We start from the raw sequence: 19,431 nt of genomic DNA, 5'->3' as shown, positions 1-19,431 counted from the left end.
AATAATTGACAAAAATTGAAATTATCTTAATTTTCATTGCAATAAACTGAACAATAATAAAAATCATAACCACCCATAAACCAAGCATTATCACCTACTCTCACACTAATCCCTTGATGATTAATTCAATAATCAGTCAACTTTACTGAACAAAAAATAAATATCATCACCATTGTTATTTATTAGTTGCATTAATGTCTTTTACACGCCATTTTCATTCACTTCTGAAATATCAATCGGTGTGCTTATGCAATTCAAAAATAGTTCACAGCGCTATGGCGTAGTGTCAGCCACATTACATTGGCTGGTTGCGATTGCTGTATATGGCATGTTCGCGTTGGGCTTATGGATGGTCACGCTTAGTTACTATGACGGCTGGTATCACCAGGCCCCTGAACTGCATAAAAGCATCGGCATCCTTCTCATGATGGGACTGGTTATCCGCGTTGTCTGGCGGTTGTTCTCTCCTCCACCTGCTGCGTTGGCAAGCTACTCCCGTTTAACCCGCATCGCAGCGGCAATGGGTCACCTCGCTCTTTATTTGCTGCTCTTTTCAATTGTCATCAGCGGATATCTAATTTCCACCGCTGATGGCAAAGCGATAAGCGTCTTTGATTGGTTCGACATTCCAGCCACCGTTGCCAACGCAGGTGCTCAGGCCGACCTCGCCGGTAGCTTGCACCTGTGGCTTGCGTGGACCGTGGTGATTTTATCCCTACTGCACGGACTGATGGCCCTGAAACATCACTTTATCGATAACGACGATACCCTCAATCGCATGTTGGGAAAATCGTCATCTGACTATGGAGCTTAAAATGAAAAAAAACCTGCTGGGACTTACACTCGCCTCTCTGTTATTCACCACCGGGTCGGCCGTGGCGGCAGATTACAAAATTGACAAGGAAGGACAGCATGCCTTTGTTAATTTCCGTATTCAGCATCTGGGTTACAGCTGGCTGTACGGCACATTTAAAGATTTCGACGGTACGTTTACCTTTGATGAGAAAAATCCCGCAGCCGATAAGGTTAACGTAACCATCAACACCAACAGTGTTGACACTAATCACGCCGAACGTGACAAGCATCTGCGCAGCGCAGATTTCCTTAACGTAGCAAAATTCCCGCAGGCGACCTTCAGCTCCACCAGCGTGAAGAAAGAAGGTAATGACCTGGATATCACCGGTAATTTAACCCTGAACGGCGTTACCAAACCGGTTACGCTGGACGCGAAGCTCATCGGTCAGGGCGGCGATCCTTGGGGCGGTACGCGCGCTGGTTTTGAAGCGCAAGGTAAGATTAAGCTGAAGGATTTCAACATTACCACCGATCTCGGTCCGGCGTCGCAGGAAGTCGATTTGATCATCTCAGTGGAAGGTGTTCAACAGAAGTAACGCATGAATTGCCGGATGAGGTTCTGCCCCTCATCCGGAATCATGTTATTGCGCAGGGTCTGGAATACCCAGTTTGGTATTCAGGTGACCACGTGATTTATTAAAGATTTTATTGCCATTTTCACGCCCAGCGCGACGACGCCGTTGTTCCTCTTCCGGCAACTCACTCTCTTCGCTACACAGCTCGCTACAGCAGCCTTTATATTTCTGCGCACAAGCCGGGCACTGAATAAACAACAGATGGCAGCCATCATTTTTGCAATTAGTATGGCTATCGCACGCCGTGCCGCACTGATGGCAATGTGCGATAACATCTTCAGAGATCCTTTCGCCCATGCGCTCATCAAAGACAAAGTTTTTACCGATAAAACGCACCGGAAGTCCCTGCTCACGCGCCTTGCGGGCATACTCAATAATACCGCCCTCAATGTGCCAGACTTTGCTAAATCCATTGTGTTTCATCCAGGCGCTAGCTTTCTCACAGCGGATCCCACCCGTGCAGTACATCACGATTTTTTTATCTTTATGCGCCTGCATCATTTCAACCGCTTTCGGCAACTGATCGCGAAACGTGTCTGCCGGGATCTCCAGCGCATTCTCGAAGTGACCCACCTCATATTCATAATGGTTGCGCATATCAATGAATACCGCTTCAGGATCGTCAAGCATGGCATTCACCTCTGCTGCCTTGAGATAATCCCCCACGTTGCTGGCGTCAAAGTCTGGATCGTCAATACCATCCGCCACGATACGTTCACGGACTTTCATACGCAGTACCCAGAACGATTTACCGTCATCATCCAGCGCAATATTCAGACGTAAATCGTTCAATGCAGGATCAAACGCATAGAGTTGCTGGCGAAATGTCTCGACGTTGCTTTGCGGTACGCTGATTTGCGCATTAATTCCTTCATGGGCAAGATATACTCGCCCGAAGACGTTCAATGCGGTGAACATCTGGTACAGTGCATCACGCGTGTGCTGAGGATTGGCAATGGTGAAATATTTATAGAATGAGATCGTCGTACGCGGCTCGGTCTCGGCCAGCATTTTGGCTTTGAGGGCGTCGTTCGAAATGCGGTTGTGTAACACTGGCATGGTGTACGTATCCTGCAAATAGGGAATAAATGAAAATCGGCGGCATAATAAAGCAAACATCGCCAATTTACATCCACACATTTTACGCTACATTTCATACTTCACTATAAAGTTGCAACAACAATTGCGGAATTAATCACCGTTCTCCCGTCACAAATTTTTGATACGCGCGAAAAAATGCGACAATACAGGGAATTGGTCGTTTGAAGACAGGATAGACATGACGAATTTACCCAAGTTTTCGGCTGCGTTACTGCATCCACGTTATTGGTTAACCTGGCTGGGTATTGGCATCCTTTGGTTAATCGTGCAGTTACCCTACCCCATCCTCTTTAAGTTGGGCTGTGCATTAGGTCGACTGGCGCTACGTTTGATGAAACGTCGGGCAAAAATTGTTTCCCGAAATCTGGAACTGTGCTTCCCGCAGATGAGTGAGCAGGAACGCCAGCAGATGGTCGTCAAGAACTTCGAATCCGTGGGCATGGGCGTAATGGAAACCGGAATGGCCTGGTTTTGGTCCGATAAGCGTATTTCACGCTGGACTGAAGTGATCGGGATGGAACATATCCGTGACGTTCAGGCGCAAAAACGCGGGATCTTGTTAGTGGGTCTGCACTTTCTGACTCTGGAACTGGGTGCGCGTCAGTTTGGTTTGCAGGAACCGGGTATTGGTGTGTATCGCCCTAACGACAACCCGCTTCTCGACTGGCTACAAACCTGGGGCCGTATGCGCTCGAATAAATCAATGCTCGATCGTAAAGACCTGAAAGGGATGATTAAAGCGTTGAAAAAGGGCGAAGTGGTCTGGTACGCGCCGGATCACGATTACGGCCCTCGTGCCAGTGTGTTTGTACCACTTTTTGCCGTTGAACAAGCCGCAACAACCTCTGGGACCTGGATGCTTTCGCGCATGTCCAATGCCTGCCTGGTACCGTTTGTTCCTCGCCGCAAACCTGACGGTAAAGGGTATCAATTGATTATGCTGCCTCCGGAGTGTTCACCGCCTTTGGATGACGCAGAGACCACTGCCGCGTGGATGAACAAAATTGTTGAGCAATGCATCATGATGGCGCCAGAGCAGTATATGTGGCTGCATCGTCGCTTCAAGACGCGCCCTGAAGGTTCTCCTTCCCTGTACTAAAACACTGTTGCAGCCCTGTGGGCTGCAACACCTTCCCTGCCTGCTTTAGGTTTAACTGCTATCCGCATTGCAGCAACTATCAACCAGGCGCATAATTAGCCTGCTTACTTATATTCAATCGATAGCGCAAACAGCGCGCCACACTGCGGAACGCTATGTCACCCTCAGATGCTCCCATAAACTGGAAACGCAACCTCACTGTTGCCTGGTTAGGTTGTTTTTTAACCGGCTCAGCATTTAGCCTGGTCATGCCCTTTTTGCCACTTTACGTCGAGAGTCTCGGCGTCACGGGACATAGCGCACTGAATATGTGGTCAGGCCTGGTCTTCAGCATCACCTTTCTTTTTTCCGCCATCGCCTCTCCTTTCTGGGGTGGCCTTGCCGATCGCAAGGGGCGAAAAATCATGCTGCTACGCTCTGCGTTGGGTATGGCTGTTGTGATGCTGCTGATGGGACTGGCGCAAAATATCTGGCAGTTCTTGATCCTGCGCGCCTTGTTGGGGCTGCTTGGTGGATTCATCCCCAATGCGAATGCACTGATCGCCACCCAGGTTCCACGCAATAAAAGCGGCTGGGCACTGGGAACGCTTTCCACCGGTGGCGTTAGTGGCGCACTGCTCGGGCCGCTAGCGGGCGGCCTCCTCGCGGATCAGTACGGACTGCGTCCCGTATTTTTCATCACCGCCAGCGTGCTGTTGGTCTGCTTCATCCTGACGCTATTTTTTATCCGCGAGCGTTTCCAGCCGGTGAGCAAGAAGGAAATGCTGCACATTCGTGAAGTCGTGGCCTCTTTAAGGAACCCCAAACTGGTGCTGAGCCTGTTTGTCACCACTTTGATCATTCAGGTAGCCACCGGTTCTATCGCGCCAATACTGACACTGTACGTTCGAGAGTTGGCTGGTAACGTCAGCAATATTGCGTTTATCAGTGGGATGATAGCCTCAGTCCCCGGCGTTGCGGCATTAATCAGCGCCCCTAAACTTGGCAAATTAGGCGATCGGATTGGCCCGGAGAAGATCCTGATCGTCGCGCTGATCGTTTCCGTGTTACTGCTAATTCCAATGTCATTTGTCCAGACGCCCTGGCAGCTTGGTATTCTGCGCTTTTTATTGGGGGCGGCCGACGGCGCCCTGCTCCCTGCGGTACAAACGCTGCTGGTCTATAACTCGACTAATCAAATAGCTGGACGTATTTTCAGTTATAACCAGTCATTTCGCGACATTGGTAACGTAACAGGGCCTCTAATGGGGGCAGCGATATCCGCCAACTACGGTTTTCGTGCTGTATTCTGTGTGACCGCAGGAGTTGTACTGTTCAACGCCCTGTACTCGTGGAATAGCCTGCGCCGTCGTCGGAGTACAGAGGTCGCGGGATGATTTATATATTTATATTCGCAGGTTCAGAATAAAAAATTATCTCACATGACATATATTTCAGTCTTAATGATAATAGTAACACACCTTATTTCTGCCAGAATTTTTGGCTTCATACAAAGCGGCATCAGCATATGAAACAACTTTATCCGCTGATTCATCATCAATTTTACTGCAATATACACCGATACTTATCGTCATTTTTTCTTTTAAATCATATGAATTTGGTATTGTCGTACCATTCTCGACATTTCGCCTAATTCGTTCTGCAACAACAATTGCCTCATCTTGATCGTTACACTTAAGAAGGATCGCAAATTCTTCGCCACCTACTCTGGCAAAAATATCCGTATCTCTGATTGATTTATTGATAATATCGACAATGCTGATTATTACTCTGTCACCTTCCTGATGACCGTAGGTATCGTTAATCCGCTTGAATTTATCAATATCCAGAACCATTACACACACTTCACCTTTTGCTAAGGATGATTTTAATGACTTATAGAATAATTTACGATTATATATTTTAGTCATTGCGTCTTTAATAGCTGAGTCCCTTTCTTTTTTTAAGATGATGAAGGTGTTGTACATCAGTATTGAGATTATACACAGGGCACTTATCACCTCAATCCCCCGGCTAACATACCAAATATACATGCTATATTCATCCAGGCTCAGAAGTAGTACATTGGTCAATATTGCTGAGCAACACAGTAGCCCTATACTTTTCCACAAGATGTTGTGCGTTTTGGTTTTAATGATTAAATACAACAGGACCAGTCCCCAGGATACAATAAGCGAATAAATGTACCCAATATGCCAGTGCACCGTGACATTATCAGGCTTCAGGCTTGTTATCTCGAGTGTAAAATTAGGGTTGTAACTGGCCAGAGTGTGCGCCATCACCGCGATCACTAGCATAATTAAAAATGACAGAACGATATAGCAAGGTTCTCTTTCTTTGGTTTCAATAACTGTCGATGATATTTTATAAGATTTCAATGAAACAAATAGCAGAGCGATGAAACTAATCTGCCGAAAGTAATAGAATATAGCTATATCGTTAGTTCTTTTTTCGATTGATGCATGATCATTAATCAAGTCCTGAACGATGTAGATAGTCTCGACGAAAAATATGTTATTGCCAAGAAACGCCATGCCTAATATCATAAGGCAGGTGAGATCTTTTCTACAAAGATACTGAAATAACATAAACAGGAAAATTATTCCATATAAAAAGAACAACCCTACAATTATAATCAGATATACAGTTTGTGGGACACTTTGCATCGTTAATTTAAATTGTGTAAGACACAAACCACCAAGAACATAGCTAGCCAAACAGATTATATAGAAAGCCATTAACCTTCCATTATTTGAATTATAGTTATCCATAACAACCTTAAGGTAATTCTTAATTTTGCATTTTATATAATAAAGCATAAGATTTTGCAAACTATTATACCCGCACAATTTCAATAACATTAATTCATTTCTTATTTAATGGTTTCTTATAGATTTATAACCTTTGTCATTAATAATATTTTATTATGTATACTATTTTAGTATCACTCACACCATTCACAACCTCTATACACAAAAGACACTTTGTCACTTCCAGAGACACCACTAAGTTTAGCCACTTTCATTGATTACCTCTGCAACACTTCCGTATTGGGCATTAATTTTCTCCTTTACTTTGATTGAGTTATGCAATATTAATTCATAAGCGCTCGCATTCCCCCTCTAAAACACATAAAAAATAGTGTTTAAAACTGAAGATTTTCTAATATAACGCCAGATTTTATTTATTTGATTTTCATTACTGCATTGCAAACCACATACATTACTCTTTTTTCTTGAATTTTTTTCCTGATATTACGTAGGCTTCAGTATCTGCCAATGTAAATTTTTTCATAAACTACCGAAGTTACTTTCACCTGCTCTCGTTGGCATTGCAGGCAGTAATCATCTGATTGAGTTAGCCACGCAGCTAACGGGTTTGACGCTCTGCGGATCGCCGTCTATAGATTGAATCATCCCCCTTTATTGTTCGCCTTAGGAGAAGAAATATGGCAAAGAATGACATGAATTTTTATGCCACGTTGGAAGAGGCTATTGATGCGGCTCGTGAAGTGTTTCTGGCTGATAACCCTGACCTTGAGTCAGACGATGCCAGCGTTCAACAGCTAAGCATCCAAAAATACGTGCTACAGGATGGCGACATTATGTGGCAGGCGGAATTCTTTGCTGACGAGGATGATGTAGATGGTGAATGTCTACCAATGCTGAACGGAGAAGCGGCTCAGAGCGTTTTTGATGGCGACTATGATGAAATTGAAATTCGCCAGGAGTGGCAGGAAGAAAATACGCTTCACGAATGGGATGAAGGTGAATTCCAGTTGGAACCTCCCCTTGATACCGAAGAGGGGCAGACCGCAGCCGATGAATGGGATGAGCGATAGTTACTCGTAAGGTCCATGATGAATATCGAGCGGGAGCAGCAACGTATCAAACACTAGCGAAAAAGGCAGATCGAGGATAGTGACGTAGCGCCATGCCGAGTCCCGAACATCCCATTGCACGCCAGGATAGTATTGATTTCCGTGTCCTTGCCCTGGGATGGTACGACTAATAATGCTGCCGCATCCGCTCAGGAAGAAGATCATTATTCCTACAGCCAATATTCGCACCTGCTACCTCACGACTCATTCTATTCAATATAAAAAAATACCGGCACCAGGCCGGTATTTTCACGTTACAGAACGCTTATTTTTTCCTGAGCGCCAACGGGTTCAGAGTCAATCCCTGATAGTAGTTCACCCACGAAGAATACTTATCAGGTGAATTCCAGACGCGATAATGTAAACGTGCCATGGTCACCGGATCGCTCAACAATACAAGGCGGCGATCGCGATTCAGTTTCTCCGGCGTTTCGTTCAGCGCCTGTTCCACATGACGATCGCGTGCAATCTCCAGCACGTTGCTGGCGCGGTGGCGTGCAGTCGCCATGGCCGTGGCCAGTGCGTTAAACGACGGGTTAAACACCGCATGCATAAAGCCATCGTCCAGCGTACGTTTACGGTTCATCACCAGATAAGTATCGGTATCCACCAGCACCTGCGGCGGGGAATACTCTTCCGGGATCAGGAACAGCTTCCAGCGCTTGGTACGTAACCCCACCGTGGAACGGCTGGAAATCACTGAAACAAACGGCGACAGGATCAGCGAGAAGACAATCGGTGCCAGCCAGAACAGGAAACGCAGATCCAGCCAGGCCATACCCACAGCCCACACCAGCCCCAACAGTAACTGAGAACCGTGACGCATAAACGCTTCACCCCATGGGGTGGAATCGTCATCGCGCTGCGGCGAATTCCACACCACTTCCCAACCGAGGAAAGCGCTCACGACGAAGACGGTATGGAACAGCATGCGCACCGGTGCCAGCAGCACGGAGAACAGAACCTCCAGCAGCAGCGACAGCGTAACGCGGATAAACCCGCCGTACTCTTTCGTCCCTTTACACCAGATGAGCAAAATACTCAGCAACTTCGGCAGGAACAACAGCACCATCGTTGAAGCAAACAGCGCGATCGCCAGTTCAGGTCGCCATTGCGGCCATACCGGGAATAGCTGACGCGGTTGCAGGAAGTACTGCGGTTCCGTCAACGCATGTACCACCTGCAATGCGGTAGAGAGCGCGAGGAACATAAACCACAGCGGCGCGGACAGATAGGACATCACACCAGTCAGGAACACCGCACGGTGAACCGGGTGCATCCCCTTAACCAGGAACAGACGGAAGTTCATCAAGTTGCCGTGGCACCAGCGACGGTCACGCTTGAGTTCATCCAGCAGGTTCGGCGGTAGCTCTTCATAAGAGCCCGGGAGATCGTAAGCAATCCACACGCCCCAGCCAGCGCGACGCATCAAGGCCGCTTCCACGAAGTCATGGGAGAGAATCGATCCCGCAAACGAACCTTCGCCCGGTAACGGCGCGAGCGCACAGTGCTCGATAAACGGCTTCACGCGAATAATCGCGTTATGGCCCCAGTAGTGTGATTCGCCTAACTGCCAGAAGTGAAGCCCGGCAGTAAACAGCGGCCCATAAACACGGGTCGCAAACTGTTGGCAGCGCGCATACAGCGTATCCATACCGGAAGCCTTCGGTGAAGACTGGATAATCCCGGCATTCGGATTCGCTTCCATCAGGCGCACCAGGCCGCTCAGACAGTCACCGCTCATCACTGAATCCGCATCCAGCACAACCATGTAGCTGTACTGATTTCCCCAGCGACGGCAGAAGTCATCAATGTTGCCGCTTTTACGCTTCACGCGACGACGACGACGGCGGTAGAAAATCTGTCCTTCGCCCTGCACTTCGGCAATCAGCTCCATCCACGCTTTTTGTTCTGCCACGCAGATATCAGGATTGTAGCTGTCGCTCAGAATGTAAACATCGAAATGCTCAGCGTTGCCCGTTGCTTTGACCGACTCCCACGTGGCGCGAAGTCCCGCGAATACGCGATCAACGTCCTCGTTACAGATAGGCATAATCAACGCCGTACGGTGTTCAGGATTCAACGGTTCATCCCCGACCGTTGAGGCCGAGATACTGTACTTATCCCGTCCAATCAGCAATTGCAGGAAGCCCATCAGCGCGGTCCAGAACCCCGCTGATACCCAACAGAAAAGTACGGCAAACAAAATAAGAATGCCGGTCTGGAGCATGTAGGGCAGCAGTTGCATAAAGGAGACCCACAAATCCTGCCCCATCATGTCTGCAGGATTAATGAATGCCCACCCCTGATAAGGAAGGATCGTCTTCATATACCAGGTTGCAACGACCGTTTGCGCCAGCGTTAAGATCAACAGCGTATAGCGGCGGATGGTGCCTACGGTACGCCATTTTTGCTCGCTCTCTTGTTCTTCTTTCGTCAAACGCGAAAGATAACGCGGTGTCACATCACGCCCACGCAGACGATCCCAAAAACGCCCAACCGGGTTGGTACGCCAGGGATCGGGGAACATAGAGGTACGTGTTGCTTTTGGCATCGCCTGTAACTGATCGCGCCCCTCATCGTCCTTAACCAACTGCTCTTTAGCCAGAGAATCCGGCCATGCTTGCTCAAGACGAGCTTTTACAGAACCCTGCGGTGAATCATCTTCGCGCGAGTACGTACGATGCTCAGCATCCAGCGCCTGATGAACGGCGCGGATGTCAGTTTTCGGCAGTGCCGCTTTTTCGATATCCGAAAGCGGCATTGCGTCAATATACTCAGTTGTCTTATTCATTGGCAGGTAACTGGTAGCTCCAGGTTTCACTCAGCGTCTGATCTGCATTGACCAGGGCAGCACGCATTTCAGTGGTTTTCTTCACGTCTTTCACTTTCACGCGCAATACCAAACGCCAACCTTTAGTGACCGGGTTGTAGCGCACGGTGTTTTCAACGATTTCACCGTTGTCACCAATACTGGTTTGTGCAGTAACCGGCGTATCCTGCGGCAGCTTTTTCATATCGGTGCCGGAAAAGTCCACCACAAACGCGATGGTACCGTCAGGCTGACGAATGAGATTGGACTGTTTAACATCACCGGTAGAACGACGTGTCTGCTGTACCCAGGCGTTATCAGGCGCATGAAGCTTGTCTTCATCACGCGTGAACGTCAGGGTATATTTAAAGTTCATTTCTTTACCGGCTTCAGGCAGCTGATCCGGGGTCCAGTACGCAACGATGTTATCGTTCGTTTCATCGTTAGTTGGAATTTCAACTAACTCAATCTTACCTTTGCCCCAATCGCCTTTTGGCGTGATCCAGGCGCTCGGGCGCAGATCGTAACGATCGTCGATGTCTTCAAAACGCGAGAACTGACGGCCACGCTGCAACAGACCGAAACCTTGCGGATTTTCCATAGCAAAGCTGCTCACCGCGAGATGTTTCGGGTTATTCAGCGGACGCCAAATCCATTCGCCGTTACCAGCGTGGATGGACAAACCGTTAGAGTCATGCAGTTCTGGACGATAGTTAGTCGTCGGAGAAGGCTGGTTCGGTCCATACAGGAACATACTGGTTAACGGTGCCACGCCAAGTTTGCCTACTTTGTCGCGCAGATAAACTTTGGACTGAACATCGACTACCGTGTCACGACCAGGAATGATGACAAAGCGATACGCTCCTGTAGCACGCGGAGAATCCAGTAAGGCATAAATAGTTAGACGTTTATCAGTTGGTTTCGGACGCTCGATCCAAAACTCACGAAAGCGGGGAAATTCTTCACCAGAAGGCAGAGCGGTATCAATCGCGAGACCGCGCGCAGAAAGGCCGTAGACCTGGCCTGCACCCAGAACACGGAAATAGCTGGCACCGAGCATGCTGACGATTTCGTCGTTTTTATCTTTGCTGTTGATCGGATACAGCACTTTGAACCCGGCGAAACCGAGATCTTTTACCGTGTCTTTATCATGCTGAACATCGCCGAAATTAAAGTAATCCGGGCTGTATTTGATTCTTTTCACCGCAGTAGCGGTCACTTCGTTGATTTTGACCGGCGTGTCGAAGTACATACCCTGGTGGTAGAACTCGAGCTTAAATGGGGTCTTGAGATTGCTCCAGTAGGCTTTATCGCGATTAAACTGGATCTGCTGATAATCCGCATATTTCATGTCGCGGAAAACGGAGGGCAAGTTACTTTTTGGCGCCTCATAGCCTTTATCGGCTAAGGATTGAGCTTGTTTTGCAACATCATCAATGCTGAATGCCCAGCTTGATGATGTGTACAGCGTTAACATGACTGCTGCACCCAACCAACGCATTTTCATCATTTGTAGTTTATGTTTCATAATTAGTAAGCACTTCCCCCTTTGTGTGCTTATATTGATCCGATCCATTTTAATGGATAATCGGGTATTCCGACAACTGAATCCCTGTATTGTTCGCGCGCTGGCTCATGGTTTAAGCAGGTTCGTCTGCCTGTTTTCACTTTGCGTGCTTATCCTGGAGACAGGTTGTTAGACTTCGTGTAGGGTTGCCCTCGAATGTAACCATTATTCGTCTTAGGGATAAGACGAAAAGTCTGAGAATACATAACTGTCTATGAGCTCTGTATCACCACCACGCGAATATTTTCTTGACTCCATCCGTGCCTGGCTAATGTTGTTAGGGATCCCGTTTCATATTTCATTGATCTACTCCACCCACATATGGCACGTGAACAGCGCAGAACCATCGTGGTGGTTGACCTTGTTCAATGACTTTATCCATGCTTTTCGCATGCAAGTCTTCTTTGTCATTTCGGGTTATTTTTCCTACATGCTATTTCTACGCTATCCGTTAAAGCGCTGGTGGAAAGTGCGTGTAGAACGCGTGGGGATCCCTATGCTGACCGCGATTCCACTGCTTACGCTGCCGCAATTTATCATGCTGCAATACGTGAAAGGGAAAGCAGACAGCTGGCATACCCTCAGCGGCTACGATAAATACAACGCGCTGGCCTGGGAGCTGATTTCCCATCTGTGGTTTTTACTGGTTCTCGTGGTGTTAACGACCCTGAGCATGTGGGTGTTTACCCAGATGAAACACAGATTGACGCAAAGAGACGTCGGCAGCGCGCCTGCGGTGTCAATGACGAAGTTAACGCTGATTTTTGCAGTGCTGGGTTTCGGTTATGCCGCCGTCAGAAGAACGATTTTCATCCTCTACCCTTCGATTCTCAGCGATGGCATGTTTAATTTTATCGTTATGCAAACGTTGTTTTATGTGCCTTTCTTTATGCTCGGTGCGCTGGCGTTTATCAATCCTAATCTGAAAGCGCTGTTTACCACGCCATCGCGCGGCTGCACGCTGGGCGCCGCATGCGCATTTGTCGCATACCTGCTCAATCAACGTTACGGCAACGGCGATGCCTGGATGTATGAAACCGAATATGTTATTACCATGGTCATGGGCCTGTGGATGGTGAACGTCGTCTTTTCACTTGGTCACCGTTTGCTGAATTTCCAGTCAGCCCGCGTAACCTATTTTGTCAACGCATCTCTGTTTATCTATCTGGTGCATCATCCGTTAACGCTGTTTTTTGGCGCTTACATCACACCGCATATCAAGTCGAATTTGCTGGGTTTTCTCTGCGGTCTACTGTTTGTAGTCGGGATTGCGGTAATACTGTACGAAATCCATTTACGGATCCCGGTGCTGAAGTTTCTCTTTTCGGGTAAACCACCCGTCAGGCAGGATAAAAACAAGGCCGTGGCCGGTTAGTTTTCCGTCAATCATTGTGTGGTTCAGAGCAACCACTCAATGGGTAACACGGACGCCAGCTTTACCAGAACCCGCTTCCAGAATCCTGTGGCGGGTTCTTTTTTCAGTACCTGTTCACTGCCAGAAAGTCTGTCGACCCAATTGATTCTTCCCCACCGATCAAGACGTAGTTGCCAGGCCATTTCACGCTGGCTTTGCATAAAACGTTTATGAATCAACTCGGCCAGTACTTCACTCTCAATCACAAACCCCATTTCCGTATTGAGCAGCGTTGAACGGGGATCAAAATTAAGCGAGCCGATAAACACTTTACGACCGTCAATACTGAAGGTTTTCGCATGCAGGCTGGAGCCTGAATTACCGGTTAATCCCCGGTCATGTACTGCTGAAACGCGATCGCGGGTTGGTTTGAGCTCGTATAACTCCACACCGTAGCACAAGAGCTTTTTTCGCCAGCGTGCATAGCCTGCGTGAACTACTGCGACATCATTCGCCGCCAGAGAATTAGTTAAAATCGCGATCTTAACGCCTTTTCTCACCAGTCTCAGGAGCTGCGCCACACCGGCGCGAGTTGGTACAAAATAGGCGGAAATAATATCAATACGCTCGGTGGGAGATCCCATCACGTCAAACAAACGCTGCGGTAATAGTGAGTGGCGCGGCGCTTTCCCCTCTCCTTTTGCGGGATCATCACTCAGCAAGCGAGTTCTCGCCCAAATCAGCGGTAGTGATCTCTGATCGAGGTGGGTCATAAACTGGCTGGTTTCCAGCTTATGTAGATAGCGACGCGTGATGTCATCGTTATACCAGGATTCTGGAAGTTCGATTTTTTGCGTTGAAGCTGGCTCAGCCACCTCAAGTACATTTTGCAATGTTGAAACCGAGCGGCAGTGCCAGTAACGCTCAAAGTCGTCAGCAACATCCTGGACCACCGGCCCGATAGCCATAACATCCAGATCGGAAAACAGCGGTTGTTCGCCTGTGCCAAAATAGGCATCGCCGATATTTCGCCCGCCCACGAGAGTTACGACGCCGTCAGCGGTATAACTTTTATTGTGCATACGTCGATTCAACCGGGCAAAATCGGTTAAATAGCCTAGTGCACGCAGGATACGAAAGGAAAAGGGATTAAACAGACGGATTTCTATATTAGGGTGATTGTCCAGCAAACGCAGCGTATCATCCAGACCTGGCGTGTTGTTATCATCCAGCAACAAACGCACCCGGACGCCCCGCTTCGCCGCGGCCAGCAAAACGGAAAATAGCAATAGCCCGGACATGTCGCTTTCCCAGATGTAATACTGAACATCCAGGGTACGTTCCGCCATTTCCGTCAACCGATAGCGAGCAGCAAATGCATCCAGGCTGTCATCCAACGTCAGAATGCCGCATTCTCCCGGGTGGTTTTCACAAAGTGGCGTGATGGCACGCTCAAGTCGCGTCATATTAGTCCGTGCGTTCATCGCCTTGCTGGGTAAGTAATCTCTTGTATAGCCGAGCGTTTTCTTCATCAAAGCACACGAAGTATATTTGATCGGGAAGCGTACGTCGGGTGATAAATTTCAACACCGTTTTCACCGCGATCTCTGCCGCTGCAGCGCGGGGGTAACCATAAGCACCGGTGCTTATTGCTGGAAAAGCAATGGACTGATAGCCATTGGCTAAGGCCAATTGCAAGCTATTAAAGTAAGCCTCTTCGAGGCGTTCAGCTTCATGATGATCGCCACCCTGCCATACGGGCCCCACAGTGTGGATTACTGCCCTGGCGGGTAAGTTTCCCGCCAGGGTGATAACCGCATGACCGGTTGGGCATTCGCCCTGTTGCTGGATAACCTGTTTGCAGGCCGCCAGCAACGCAGGCCCTGCAGCGCGATGAATCGCTCCATCGACGCCACCTCCGCCCAATAGCGATGGATTCGCCGCATTGACAATCACATCAACAGCGATCGTCGTAATATCGCCATGTAACACATGAACACGTGATTGCATAAGTTCCCCCTGACCAAACACTATTTGTTAAGTGTACAGCAGGGTTTTCCCCGAAATCTCACTTTTTAACCAAACGTGTGCATATGTACGCCGGAATGATTCATTTATATTCAATGTTAAGAATTGCCATGTTTTTCTGTTCATTGAGATAGTGCATTTTGACTGTGGCAATTTGCTGCACATTTTGAGGGGCAGTCGCGACCTGTTGCTGATTGTAGAGACTATTACGGGTGGTGCCGTCGCGCATACATGACAATTCAATTTGCTGCTGCCGAGCGTTAACATCGCAAGGTGATTCAACTATTGCACCGCGAAAATGAATAACCCCGCCGGTTGAGATTTGTTGCGCCATTGCGGGGAGGGTAAAAAGAGAAATGCTGCACAAGCTGATACTTAAAAAACGCTTTAATAATGTACACATAAGGGTTCCTCAATGATTAGCCATCCTTGAGGGATCGAAATGATCCTTCGCCGCTGTGATTAACGATCAAATTAAAACGTTCAAACGTCTCTATATTCATAGAACAGCAGTGCATTCCCAGCCACACCCTTAATGCAAATACAGCAAAAAAATCACGGGTGACCGTTTGAATCTGGCCATTGCTGAGACAGATGCAGAGACTGCCCATCCGAAACGGTAACGATAATTTTGACCGAATCCTCAGGTGAAATATTAAAACTCAGTTTAGTTAATTCAATCGGCCGATTAGCGGGGACCGAAAGGCTTGTTTTCTGCTGCGATTGGCTTTGTCCCCCGGGCCCTTTACGTATGGCAAGGACTTGTACCTCACATACGCACGGTTGAGTTAACGTCACCTGAGGAATAATGGTGTACATATCACCTTGCTGAGTTGTATTGAATGTTATTTGATTTGCCAGCGCGGCAATGAGTAATAGCGTATGCATCATATTCTCCCGAAAAAAAACAGGGCTCACGCCCTGTTTATTATCAGTCAGAAAACTGAATTAGTGTTGGTTAGCTGTAGCGTTGTTACCAAAGCCAACCTGCTGAATCAGCACATTGGAGTCAGAGGCTGTCTGATTAACCAACGCACCGTTGCGGCCACCGAACTGGGTCACGCTAATATCAGCATTTTTTGCATTCCACTGATCGATAGTGGCACTGTTCTGGAAGCCGGTCTGTTTCAGGCTAATGGTACTGTCATCAGCACCCTGGCCAACAACAGCTCCGTTGCCACGCCCGTGTTGTGTGATGGTGACATCTGATTTACGCGCATCACTTTGCAGAGCATTTGCAGAGTTGTTTGACCCATATTGGTAGATACTCAGTGAAGAGTCTGGGCCATAATTACTGCCACCACCATGATGATTTCCGCCCCATTGCGGAACAACACCAGCCAGAGCACTGCCAGAAACTACGATTGCTGCGAATGCTGCCACTTTTAAAAGTTTCATGGTAAACCCCCATCGGATTGATTTAAACGTCGTTAATGGATTAGCGTTGAGTCACGCGAATTGCCATTTGCGACTGTCTCTGCACCACAACTGCTGTTTTTTGTGTACCGTACTGGGTAATATTGGCTTTATTACCAGAGCCTTTCTGGATAATTACCGCCGTATTACCGTATGAACCTTGTTTAATACTCGCATCATTGGAACTACCCGTTTGATCAATATATGCAAAGTTATATGATCCCGTCTGGTCTGTTTTCGCTCGATTACCAGAACCTTCTTGCGAAATGACTGACAATAACTTCGAGCCCCCCTGGCGGGTATTTGCACTGTTCGCAGTGCCAACCTGACCAATAATGGCTGCCTGATTAAATGAAGACTTACTTAATTCATTTACCGCAAAGTTATATTCTGAATTAGCTAAATCATAACTTGTAGTCGCGGCTGCAATCCCAGGCACACCCAGCATTGTAAACATCATAAATAACAACTTGTTTTTCATGTTGTCACCCTGGACCTGGTCGTACATGAAGTTAAATTAATTACCACTCAAATTGTTGTTAACATGACTTACATTTGTTAACGCCACGTTACGATGAAGAGTATGTCTGCGGAAACATTTTAAATAACTCACCCGCCAGTTGTATTTTTATATTCAGATTCACCCCAAAGTACTAATTAACAGCGAACAATACCGTTACAGCTCTGGATTTCATTTCTTTTTTAACCCAGTGAATGAATTTCTATGCAGTAACAAAAAAACGCGTTTTCCGCGTTTTCTGGGCCTCGTAGCGAGGTACTTCGATAGTTAGCAGTACAAGTCGTGACAAGCGTCATTTTTTTCTATCTAAAATTGTCCAACTTAAAGTAAGACGAAAAGATCGGAATTTATTAGAAATCAAAAACCATCTAAGCATAAATTTAACTCTTAATAATCAATACCATATTATAATTTGTATGATTTTTTAAATCTATGCAGTATCGCCAAAATGTACAACTTTACTATCAAATCTAAACTTCTAAAAAACCCAAAAATCACATTTTAATATATAAATTTACATTCTGTAACATGTTTAACACTTGCTTTAAGATTTGTAATAGCTAGATTGAAATCAGTTGAAGTCCATTTGTTTTAATATTTTCACCCCGTTGGGTCGATATTTTATTTCTACACAGCAGTGCAACATCTGTCAGTACTTCTGGTGCCTCTATTTTAGTAGAGACAGCTGTCAGGTGTGCGACTAAAAAAGTGGAGTTTCATCATGTTTAATGAAGTCCATAGTATTCATGGTCATACATTATTGTTGATCACTAAACCATCCCTGCAGGCAACTGCGTTATTACAGCATTTAAAACAATCGCTGGCGTTAACCGGAAAACTACATAATATTCAACGTTCTCTGGATGATATTTCCTCCAGCTGCATTGTTCTACTGGACATGATGGAGGCAGACAAAAAACTGATCCATTACTGGCAAGATAATTTGAGCAGAAAAAACAACAATATAAAGACGTTATTGTTGAATACCCCAGATGATTATCCTTATCGGGATATTGAAAACTGGCCGCATATCAATGGCGTATTCTACGCAACGGAAGATGAGCAGCGTGTCGTCAGCGGATTGCAAGGTGTGTTGCGTGGCGAATGCTACTTTTCACAAAAGCTCGCCAGCTACCTGATCACGCATTCCGGGAACTACCGCTATAACAGCACGGAGTCGGCATTACTTACGCACCGTGAAAAAGAGATCCTTAATAAACTGCGTATTGGCGCCTCAAATATTGAAATCGCGCGTTCACTATTTATTAGTGAAAATACGGTTAAAACACATCTTTATAATCTTTTCAAAAAGATAGCTGTCAAAAATCGTACGCAGGCGGTCTCGTGGGCCAATGATAACCTCAGGCGATAAAGCCATGAAAAGCTATTTGTCCTGGATTGTGGCAGCAAATTTGTTCCTTGCTGCCGGGAATCTACACGCTGCTGTAGAGGTGGAGGTTCCCGGACTGTTGACTGACCACACTGTCTCTTCCATTGGCCATGATTTTTATCGTGCCTTTAGTGACAAGTGGGAAAGTAAGTACACAGGAAACTTAACCATTAATGAAAGGCCCAGTGCACGTTGGGGAAGTTGGATCACCATAACTGTCAATCAGGACGTTATCTTCCAGACTTTTTTATTCCCGACGAAAAGAGACTTCGACAAAATTGTGGTCTTCGCATTGGCAGAAACTGAGGAAGCATTAAATCGTCGGCAAATAGATCAAACGCTATTAAGTACGAGCGATTTAGCGCGCGATGAATTCTAAAACATGATTTAGTCCGGAGGCTTTCATGCGTGTCAAACATGCAGTGGTTTTGCTCATGCTGATTTCACCATTAAGTTGGGCCGGAAATATGACGTTCCAGTTCCGCAACCCTAACTTTGGTGGCAACCCAAACAACGGCTCTTTTTTACTGAACAGCGCTCAGGCGCAAAACTCGTATAAGGATCCGAGTGCTGGCGATTACGGGATTGAAACCCCATCAGCACTGGATAACTTTACCCAGGCAATACAGTCGCAAATACTCGGTGGCTTGCTCACCAATATCAATACCGGTAAACCGGGGAGGATGGTAACCAGCGATTTTATCGTTGATATCGCCAACCGGGATGGGCAACTGCAACTGAATGTCACGGACAGGAAAACGGGGAGAACGTCGACTATTGAAGTGTCGGGTTTACAAAATCAGTCGACCGATTTCTAAATTATAGCCACGAAAG

20 protein-coding genes are annotated in these 19,431 nt (G+C 47.0%); 9 read left to right on the top strand and 11 right to left on the bottom strand.

The features are described from left to right. The first annotated feature begins 247 nt into the window (after positions 1 to 247). Together G4551_RS09045 and G4551_RS09040 are read left to right on the top strand one after the other, a co-directional pair. Positions 248 to 814, top strand: coding sequence for a cytochrome b (locus G4551_RS09045; RefSeq protein WP_003836781.1), 567 nt, complete (start codon positions 248 to 250; stop codon positions 812 to 814). A gap of 1 nt (position 815) precedes the next feature. Next, positions 816 to 1,391, top strand: a complete 576-nt coding sequence (locus G4551_RS09040) for a YceI family protein (protein ID WP_003832130.1) — start codon at positions 816 to 818, stop codon at positions 1,389 to 1,391. A 45-nt stretch (positions 1,392 to 1,436) separates the two neighbouring features. Here the strand turns inward: G4551_RS09040 and trhO are convergent, their stop codons facing one another. Next, entirely contained in the window at positions 1,437 to 2,489 is a 1,053-nt protein-coding gene (gene trhO / locus G4551_RS09035) for an oxygen-dependent tRNA uridine(34) hydroxylase TrhO (protein ID WP_003836784.1), read from the bottom strand. A gap of 220 nt (positions 2,490 to 2,709) precedes the next feature. Here trhO and G4551_RS09030 point away from each other — a divergent pair, with 220 nt between their 5' ends. Together G4551_RS09030 and mdtG are read left to right on the top strand one after the other, a co-directional pair. Next, positions 2,710 to 3,630 carry a Kdo(2)-lipid IV(A) acyltransferase gene (locus tag G4551_RS09030; RefSeq protein WP_003036136.1) on the top strand — a complete coding sequence of 307 codons (921 nt, stop codon included), beginning with the start codon at positions 2,710 to 2,712 and terminating at the stop codon, positions 3,628 to 3,630. A gap of 155 nt (positions 3,631 to 3,785) precedes the next feature. Further along, complete coding sequence (mdtG, locus tag G4551_RS09025) at positions 3,786 to 5,006, top strand: multidrug efflux MFS transporter MdtG (protein ID WP_032941191.1); 1,221 nt, start codon at positions 3,786 to 3,788, stop codon at positions 5,004 to 5,006. Between the two features lie 63 nt (positions 5,007 to 5,069). Here the strand turns inward: mdtG and G4551_RS09020 are convergent, their stop codons facing one another. Further along, entirely contained in the window at positions 5,070 to 6,401 is a 1,332-nt protein-coding gene (locus G4551_RS09020; protein ID WP_174435668.1) for a sensor domain-containing diguanylate cyclase, read from the bottom strand. 692 nt (positions 6,402 to 7,093) lie between these two features. Here G4551_RS09020 and G4551_RS09015 point away from each other — a divergent pair. Next, on the top strand, positions 7,094 to 7,471 hold the full coding sequence (locus G4551_RS09015) for a MysB family protein (RefSeq protein WP_003836789.1): 378 nt from the start codon (positions 7,094 to 7,096) through the stop codon (positions 7,469 to 7,471). Here the strand turns inward: G4551_RS09015 and G4551_RS09010 are convergent, their stop codons facing one another. The 3 genes from G4551_RS09010 to mdoG form a co-directional block, all read right to left on the bottom strand. Then, complete coding sequence (locus G4551_RS09010; protein WP_003036125.1) at positions 7,472 to 7,675, bottom strand: YceK/YidQ family lipoprotein; 204 nt, start codon at positions 7,673 to 7,675, stop codon at positions 7,472 to 7,474. Between the two features lie 100 nt (positions 7,676 to 7,775). Next, complete coding sequence (gene mdoH / locus G4551_RS09005; RefSeq protein ID WP_003036122.1) at positions 7,776 to 10,304, bottom strand: glucans biosynthesis glucosyltransferase MdoH; 2,529 nt, start codon at positions 10,302 to 10,304, stop codon at positions 7,776 to 7,778. After that, entirely contained in the window at positions 10,297 to 11,832 is a 1,536-nt protein-coding gene (mdoG, locus tag G4551_RS09000) for a glucans biosynthesis protein MdoG (protein ID WP_003836790.1), read from the bottom strand. The genes mdoH and mdoG overlap by 8 nt, the downstream gene beginning before the upstream one ends. A 271-nt stretch (positions 11,833 to 12,103) precedes the next feature. On the opposite strand from mdoG, the gene mdoC reads away from it, so the two are divergent. Continuing rightward, positions 12,104 to 13,264: a glucans biosynthesis protein MdoC gene (mdoC, locus tag G4551_RS08995; protein ID WP_003836791.1), complete on the top strand. Its 1,161-nt coding sequence runs from the start codon at positions 12,104 to 12,106 to the stop codon at positions 13,262 to 13,264. A 23-nt stretch (positions 13,265 to 13,287) separates the two neighbouring features. Here mdoC and G4551_RS08990 read toward each other — a convergent pair whose 3' ends face one another. The 6 genes from G4551_RS08990 to csgB form a co-directional block, all read right to left on the bottom strand. After that, positions 13,288 to 14,775 carry a phospholipase D family protein gene (locus tag G4551_RS08990; protein WP_085951550.1) on the bottom strand — a complete coding sequence of 496 codons (1,488 nt, stop codon included), beginning with the start codon at positions 14,773 to 14,775 and terminating at the stop codon, positions 13,288 to 13,290. Then, positions 14,711 to 15,253 (bottom strand): O-acetyl-ADP-ribose deacetylase, encoded by a 543-nt coding sequence (gene ymdB, locus G4551_RS08985; RefSeq protein WP_003036110.1) that lies wholly within the window; start codon positions 15,251 to 15,253, stop codon positions 14,711 to 14,713. The genes G4551_RS08990 and ymdB overlap by 65 nt, the downstream gene beginning before the upstream one ends. A gap of 100 nt (positions 15,254 to 15,353) precedes the next feature. Then, positions 15,354 to 15,674 (bottom strand): type 1 fimbrial protein, encoded by a 321-nt coding sequence (locus tag G4551_RS08980; RefSeq protein WP_003836793.1) that lies wholly within the window; start codon positions 15,672 to 15,674, stop codon positions 15,354 to 15,356. A 152-nt stretch (positions 15,675 to 15,826) separates the two neighbouring features. After that, positions 15,827 to 16,159, bottom strand: a complete 333-nt coding sequence (csgC, locus tag G4551_RS08975) for a curli assembly chaperone CsgC (protein ID WP_003836794.1) — start codon at positions 16,157 to 16,159, stop codon at positions 15,827 to 15,829. A gap of 60 nt (positions 16,160 to 16,219) precedes the next feature. Further along, a complete protein-coding gene (csgA, locus tag G4551_RS08970; protein WP_003036098.1) occupies positions 16,220 to 16,669 on the bottom strand; it encodes a curli major subunit CsgA in 450 nt (149 codons plus the stop codon). 40 nt (positions 16,670 to 16,709) lie between these two features. After that, positions 16,710 to 17,168, bottom strand: a complete 459-nt coding sequence (csgB, locus tag G4551_RS08965; RefSeq protein WP_003036094.1) for a curli minor subunit CsgB — start codon at positions 17,166 to 17,168, stop codon at positions 16,710 to 16,712. 760 nt (positions 17,169 to 17,928) lie between these two features. Between csgB and csgD the strand changes: the two genes are divergently transcribed. From csgD to csgF, 3 genes are read left to right on the top strand one after another with little or no spacing between them, the layout of a single operon-like run. After that, complete coding sequence (gene csgD, locus G4551_RS08960) at positions 17,929 to 18,579, top strand: biofilm master transcriptional regulator CsgD (RefSeq protein WP_003036091.1); 651 nt, start codon at positions 17,929 to 17,931, stop codon at positions 18,577 to 18,579. Positions 18,580 to 18,583: 4 nt separating this feature from the next. Beyond that, on the top strand, positions 18,584 to 18,976 hold the full coding sequence (gene csgE, locus G4551_RS08955; protein WP_003036087.1) for a curli production assembly/transport protein CsgE: 393 nt from the start codon (positions 18,584 to 18,586) through the stop codon (positions 18,974 to 18,976). A gap of 25 nt (positions 18,977 to 19,001) precedes the next feature. Continuing rightward, a complete protein-coding gene (gene csgF / locus G4551_RS08950) occupies positions 19,002 to 19,415 on the top strand; it encodes a curli production assembly/transport protein CsgF (protein WP_003036084.1) in 414 nt (137 codons plus the stop codon). Positions 19,416 to 19,431 lie beyond the last annotated feature (16 nt).

Origin of the sequence: Citrobacter freundii ATCC 8090 = MTCC 1658 = NBRC 12681 (assembly GCF_011064845.1) — a bacterium.
Lineage (GTDB): Bacteria > Pseudomonadota > Gammaproteobacteria > Enterobacterales > Enterobacteriaceae > Citrobacter > Citrobacter freundii.
This window is presented reverse-complemented; position numbering and strand designations above follow the sequence as displayed.